The 7,090-nt window shown below is 42.6% G+C and carries 6 protein-coding genes; 3 read left to right on the top strand and 3 right to left on the bottom strand.

Annotated elements, in window-relative coordinates:
* Positions 1-113: 113 nt before the first annotated feature.
* Entirely contained in the window at positions 114-1,730 is a 1,617-nt protein-coding gene (locus AC1DYB_RS24250; RefSeq protein ID WP_477438719.1) for a hypothetical protein, read from the bottom strand.
* Positions 1,731-1,973: 243 nt separating this feature from the next.
* On the opposite strand from AC1DYB_RS24250, the gene AC1DYB_RS24255 reads away from it, so the two are divergent.
* Both AC1DYB_RS24255 and AC1DYB_RS24260 read left to right on the top strand, forming a co-directional pair.
* A complete protein-coding gene (locus tag AC1DYB_RS24255) occupies positions 1,974-2,357 on the top strand; it encodes a hypothetical protein (RefSeq protein ID WP_477438721.1) in 384 nt (127 codons plus the stop codon).
* A 93-nt stretch (positions 2,358-2,450) separates the two neighbouring features.
* On the top strand, positions 2,451-2,642 hold the full coding sequence (locus AC1DYB_RS24260) for a hypothetical protein (protein WP_477438723.1): 192 nt from the start codon (positions 2,451-2,453) through the stop codon (positions 2,640-2,642).
* A 60-nt stretch (positions 2,643-2,702) separates the two neighbouring features.
* Here the strand turns inward: AC1DYB_RS24260 and clpB are convergent, their stop codons facing one another.
* Entirely contained in the window at positions 2,703-5,321 is a 2,619-nt protein-coding gene (gene clpB / locus AC1DYB_RS24265; RefSeq protein WP_477438725.1) for an ATP-dependent chaperone ClpB, read from the bottom strand.
* Between the two features lie 155 nt (positions 5,322-5,476).
* Here clpB and AC1DYB_RS24270 point away from each other — a divergent pair, with 155 nt between their 5' ends.
* Positions 5,477-6,802: a sensor histidine kinase gene (locus AC1DYB_RS24270; protein WP_477438727.1), complete on the top strand. Its 1,326-nt coding sequence runs from the start codon at positions 5,477-5,479 to the stop codon at positions 6,800-6,802.
* A gap of 104 nt (positions 6,803-6,906) precedes the next feature.
* Here AC1DYB_RS24270 and AC1DYB_RS24275 read toward each other — a convergent pair.
* Positions 6,907-7,090 (bottom strand): integrase core domain-containing protein (locus tag AC1DYB_RS24275; protein WP_477436628.1); only part of this gene is annotated, 184 nt, incomplete at its 5' end.

Raw genomic sequence — 7,090 nt, forward strand, 5'->3', positions numbered from 1 at the left:
TACCGGTTTAACTGCGAACAGTTTGAATCAAATAAAAACGCCCCGATACTACAGTAACGGGACGTTTTTATTTCTAAGGCATTTTCTTAGCAGAATACCTGGAGTAAGGCTATTTATTGTGCCTTAGCCAACCACAACGAAGCATTTAAATGCAAAGCCGGGTGCGAAGTATAGCCAGAAGGCGCATCGCCAGACCATCCATTAAACAAACTATCATTGGTATCGCCTGTACCATCATCGGCCGGTGAGCTATCACCAATAAATACAACGCGACCAGAGCCATAGGTTGCTAAAAGCGCCATGGCATTAGCTGTACCACCATTGGTAGCGCTGTTACGCCAAAATAAGCCCTGTACACTTGAGTTGTCCGCAGGGTATAAAGTGGCGGTTGATCCGTTATAAAAAGCCAGTTTTGAAGCTGTGCCAGCCGCGCCATTTAATACTATTTGCGCGTTAGTGTTAGTACCTGTATAAACATTAGTTGACGGCCCTTCGCTGATGTCAACATAGTTGATATTGAAACCAAAAGGATTGCTGTTGTTGATGCCGTTGTTAGTCATCAAATCGTTCCAAACGCGTGGCGAATCGTAACCGTCACCGTCCCTGTCAGATGGGTTATAGCCATTGGCGTCAGTACCGGCAGTTGTAGCTGCAGTATGATCGGCTATCATAAATAAGCCTCCACCGTTGGCAACAAAGTTCATTAAGGCCGTTTTCTCTGCGGCTGTAAATAAACGGTTGGGCTCAACAACTACAAATACATCATAATTACTCAAATCCTGTGCACCTGCAGTGCCGTAGGTAATTGTTGATCCGCTTGGCAATGACTCAACCAGCTCGCCGCGTTTTACCAGTTCAACTGCCCATGAAGAAATAGCGCCTTTCCAATAGGTTTCGGCAGTAGTAGCAGTAATACCTGTGTATGATGGTGTTGGTATACGCTGCGCTTTTGTTTCAACAGTTGTACCGCCGGTATACATAGGTACATTTTCGGTACCATCGGCATCAATCTGCCAATCGGCGCTGCCTGCATTTTCAAGGTGACTTGCATCAAACAGGAATTTTTTACCTGTAAGTACAGTACCGCCACCACCACCACCGGTGCCACCATCATTTATGGTGATATCATCTATATCGATACGGTTGGTGCCGCCGGTTAATTTACGGATCTCTAACCGTGCTGTACCGGTTACACCGCTAATAGTAAATGTTGAAGTAGTAAGTGTTGTAGTGGTAGTTATGGTTGAACCTGCCTGCGCCCAGCTGGTGCCTCCGTTAACAGAATAAAATAAACCCCATGTGCTTGCCGCATCCGAGCCATAAGTGCCACTTTTTATAGTAACGCTACTTATGCCAGTAGTAACATCAAATAACATGGTAATTTTCCCGGTGTTACGAATACGACCTGCCCATGACCCAGCTTTTAGATCGCCGGCCAGGTTGCCTATTAACGCATCATACATATTCCATGAGCTGCCGGATAAGGTTACATTATCGCCACTGGCCGAGCCTGTAGGTGATACATCATAAGCCGTTTTAGGGCTGGTTGCGCCAACCTCAAACCCTTGCGTAAGTGATACCGCCTGGATTTTAAGTTTTGTTACCGATACCGTTTTGTTATCGGCAGCATTTTGAACCGGCTGACTTGAATTTTTTTGACAGCCTGAGGTTAGGGCTCCGGCAAAAGCTAAGGCAGCAAAAAGCAGCCTCGAATTTGTAAATTTTAGCATAGTGATTTTTTAAGGTGTTTTATGTATAAGTTTATGTTTATTAACTGTATGTCAAACTTCAATAAAAATCCATGGCTATATATTGCCAATATATTAACTTATTATTAAATATAGGCGTTTTAGTTAATAGTATTAATTGGAATTAAATTTTATTAGTTGCCTGGTACCGCAACAGATAATCCATATAATCAATGAGATTTCAATAACAGTAATTGATTATATTTACACGTGATAAATGGCAACATGATGTTTACTAAGTTGAAAAAACAGGCAAGGCAGGGCTTACTGGCATTTTCCTTATTGATCAGTTTTTTCGCCGTATCCGGTTATGTAAGCAGCAATCTGCCAAGCAGCACAACTACCAATACCGAAGTGCTGGCGGCTAATTCAGTCGCCTTAAAACATGGCATAAGTTATAAAAGAGCGTTCTGTTCTTTTTATAGGATCAGGCTACTCAATATTCAACTTAGCGATAATTACTATCAACGGGTATTATTGCATAATAAGCTTACCATAAGCAGATACCATCATTTGGCGCAACTTTTTTCAGGTTACAGATCCGCTCCTGATTACCAATTCATAAACATCCCCCGTGTTTCCTATCCAGATGCAGGCCTGATAGGTTAACGAACCCACAATTCCCAATTTATTGAATTAAGTAAAATTTATTTAACGGTTTAACTGTGCCTTAAAGCCAGCTAAATGTTTATTGCCTGCTGCATGAAAAAGCTTAAAAAGCTATTGAGGCTTATTTGCCTTGTTGTATTTTTATTATTGGCCGTAACCGGAATTTCTATAGCCGGAGCCGCCCCTATCCTTGCCAAAAACGAAGAGCGTTTTAATAACAATGAAAGCCCCGTAGAGATGGTTGACAAGAAGAAGGAGGAGGAGGAAAAAGATGATGTTTTTTAAGCTCAAAAAAAAAGAGCGGCCGGGTGGGTCGCTCTTTTACTTATATGATGGAGTTAAATATTATTTAACAGGCTCAGGAGCCACCTTAGGTATGTTCAAAAACACAAAATTGTTATCAAACATATCAACCTTAATGGTGCTATCCTTATCTACCTTGCCAGCCAGGATCTGCTTCGATAACTCGTTGAGGATCTTTTTCTGGATGACACGTTTTAGCGGACGGGCACCAAACTGAGGATCGTAACCTAACTGGCCCAGCCAGTCAAGCGCTTCGTCAGAAGCTTCCATGGTAACGCCCATTTCGGCCAGGGTTTCTTTCACATGATTAAACTGCAGTTTCACAATATCATGAATCTCATCGCGGCTAAGCGGGGTAAACATGATGATCTCATCAATACGGTTCAAAAACTCCGGACGAATAGTTGCCCTTAACAGGCTAAATAATTCGTTCTTTGTTTTGGCAATCAGCTCATCACGGTTTTCATCCTCCAAAGTCTGGAAGTTTTCCTGGATAATGTTTGATCCTATGTTTGATGTCATGATGATGATGGTGTTCTTAAAGTTTACCACACGGCCTTTATTATCGGTCAGCCGGCCATCATCCAACACCTGCAACAGGATATTAAACACATCCGGGTGTGCCTTTTCAATTTCATCAAGCAGCACTACACTGTATGGCTTACGACGCACAGCCTCTGTTAACTGACCGCCTTCATCATAACCCACATAGCCCGGAGGCGCTCCTATTAGTCTTGACACAGCATGGCGTTCCTGGTATTCGCTCATATCTATCCGCACCAATGCGCCTTCGTCATTAAACAGGTATTCGGCCAATGCCTTTGCCAGCTCGGTTTTACCCACCCCGGTTGTACCTAAAAATATGAACGACCCAATTGGCCTGCGTTTATCCTGCAAACCTGCACGGCTGCGGCGTATAGCATCACTTATAGCCTCTATCGCTTCCTGTTGGCCTGCTACTCGTTTATGCAATTCATCTTCCAGGCTCAGCAGTTTTTCACGTTCGCTCTGGATCATTTTACTAACCGGGATACCTGTCCAGCGGCTTACTACTCCGGCAATATCATCGGCAGTAACTTCTTCTTTCAGCATGCGGCTGTCACTCTGATTTTCCAGCAGGGCAGCCTTTAGCTTCTCAACTTCGGCCTGTGCCTCTACAATGGTACCGTAGCGTAATTCGGCTACTTTACCATAGTCGCCTGCACGCTCTGCCTGCTCAGCTTCCTGCTTGTAGTTTTCTATCAGTTCAACCTTTGTGTTGATGCCGTCAACAAGGTCTTTTTCACCTTTCCACTTGGCTCGTAATGAATCGCGCTGGGCCGATAGATTGGCAATTTCTTCGCTTAAATCGGCAACCTTCCGGTCGTCCTTTTCTCGTTTAATTGCTTCGCGCTCAATTTCCAACTGCATAATACGGCGTTCCAGCTCATCCACAACCTCTGGCACCGAATCCATTTCAAGGCGCAGTTTTGATGCGGCCTCATCCATCAGGTCAATAGCCTTATCGGGCAAAAACCTATCAGCTATATAACGTTGCGACATTTCAACCGCTGCGATAATAGCCTCATCTTTTATCCGCACCTTGTGGTGTGTTTCGTAACGTTCCTTTAAACCCCTTAAAATTGATATCGCATCGGCAGTATCCGGCTCTTCAACCATCACTTTCTGAAAACGGCGTTCAAGGGCTTTATCTTTCTCTAAATATTTCTGGTATTCATTAAGCGTGGTAGCGCCTATTGATCTTAATTCGCCACGGGCCAAAGCAGGTTTTAATATATTGGCGGCATCCATAGCGCCTTCGCCACCGCCGGCACCTACAAGGGTGTGGATCTCGTCAATAAACAAAATGATTTCGCCATCGCTTTGTGTTACTTCTTTGATAACCGCTTTCAAGCGTTCTTCAAACTCGCCTTTGTACTTGGCGCCTGCAATAAGCGCTCCCATATCCAGCGAATAAACTACTTTGGTTTTCAGACTCTCGGGCACATCACCCTTGATGATCCTGAAAGCTATACCCTCGGCAATGGCGGTTTTACCAACGCCAGGTTCACCTACCAGTATCGGATTATTTTTGGTACGGCGCGAAAGGATCTGGATAACCCTGCGAATCTCCTCATCCCGGCCAATAACCGGATCAAGCTTGCCCGATTCGGCATACTCATTAAGGTTACGGGCATATTTATTAAGGGCATTGTAGGTAGCTTCGGCGTTTTGATCGGTTACCTTGCTATCACCGCGTAAGCTGATGATCGCTTTTTTAAGATCACTTTCGTTCACCCCAAAATCTTTAAGGGCAGTGCTTACTTTACCGCCTGCTGCCAGCAAGCCTAATAATATATGTTCAACAGATACAAACTCATCTTTAAATTCCTTTAAATATCCCTGTGCTTTTTGCAGGGCCGAATTGCTATCTGAAGATAAATAACAATTGCTGCCGCTTACCTTAGGGAACGACGCAATCTGCGTATCCAAAGTATCGTTTAGGCGTTTAAGGTTAACATTTAGTTTTTTTAATAAATACGATATAACATTTTCATCAACCAGCAACAAACCCTTTAACAGGTGCGCTGGTTCAATTGCCTGTTGCTGGTTACCAGTGGCAATTTCCGAAGCCTTTTGAACGGCTTCCTGGGCTTTTATTGTAAAGTTGTTAAAATTCATAGTGATTTATATTAGTTAGATCCAGTCAAATCCCTTGCCAGTTGTTAATGCCTGATAAAAAGTCATGCAAGAATAAATTAAAACGCCATTTTGACGCCATCAGCATGATTCTTAGTAATTTTTGATATTTTTGATGAGCCCCAATAAGTTCAATTTTGAATACTCATTTCTTTTTTAATAGCCTGCCTGTAAAGTACCGGGCATTATACAGGGATTTTTACACCTATCAAAATTTAGTTGCCATAAGGGCAGCCAGCATTATTTTTTTATTACTTAACGTAATCATAAGAGCGGTATACCTTGTATTCCCGGCAAGCCTTACCAAGGCTCAAAATTTTCCTGAATTTAATACAAGCAACTGGGTATTTATATGCGTCACTCCTATTTTTCTGATAATTAGCAACGTGCTTATTGCCGATTATAAAAAGCGTAAAAAAGGCACCCAGTTAATGGCGTTTGTTGTGTTTTTATTTTCACTGTACATTATTACATGTGGCATGTATTCCAGTTTTATTGCCACATCTGATCCAGGCGACGCTCTTATCCTTTACCTGATTGCTTTATGCCTTATTAGCGCTATTTGCGTATTTGAGTACTATGAAACCATTATATTAATTGTCGTTATTGAATTGTTTTTTACGGCATTGTTGTTATATAGCCAAACATCGCCAACCCAAATGCTTTATAACCAGCTTACATCATTAATACTGTTATCGGCCTTTTATTTAACATCGCGGTACTTTTTCACTTTTAAAGGCAATAGTTTTAACCAGGTTATTCAAATTAAAGAAAAAAACGAGCAGATTGAAAAAGCAAATGGGTTTAAAAACCAGGTACTGGGCATGGTAGCTCATGACCTGCGCAACCCAATAGCAGCCGTTGAATCCATTGCCATGATAATGGAATTGGATGAGATAAATGAAGATACCCGCGACAACCTGGAAATGGTAAAAGCCTCATGTGCAAAAGCCCGGTCAATAATTGATGATTTACTGGAGGCCGCCCGCAATGATAACAACAATGTGATGGTTACTGAAAGAACCGAACTGAACCAGCTACTTAAAACAGCGGTACAAAGCTGGAAAACCCAGTTAAAGGCCGATGTATTATTCACGAGTAGTGTAAACCCCGTTTACGCACTGATTAACAAAGAAAAATTCTACAGGGTTATTGATAACCTGGTAAGCAATGCTGTTAAATTTTCAAAGGATAATGAACGCATTGACATCAGGCTTAGCAAAATTGCTAACGAAATAATGATTGAGGTGCAGGATTACGGTATGGGGATCCCCGAAGCTATTTTACCCGAAATATTTACCCGTTTTACAAAAGCCGGCCGTACCGGTACCAGGGGCGAAAAATCAACCGGTTTGGGCCTTAGCATCGTTCGGCAGATAGTTGAAAGTCATAATGGCACTATCAATGTTGAAAGCAATGAAGGCAAGGGCTCTATTTTTGTGGTTAAACTGCCGGTGGGATAATATTAACCCGCGAACTGTTCAGATCCCCTCTGTAAAGTTCGCGATTGCCGCGCTGCGCTCGCAATTGTAAGGGTTTAGTAATTCGGTAACAGAATCAGGTATTTTTATTTGTTGTTTAGGGTGACCATATCGATAGGTTTTTTACCATTGATGCCCTGATGTGGCCGTTCCCAGTTATAATAAACAAGATATTTGAGGAGTTCATCTTCCAGCTCTTCAAAGCTGTCGAAATCGGTATCTTCAATAAGGTCTTCTTTAAGGGTCCTCCAAAAGCGTTCCACCTTGCCG

Source organism: Mucilaginibacter sp. P2_A4 (genome assembly GCF_056405015.1).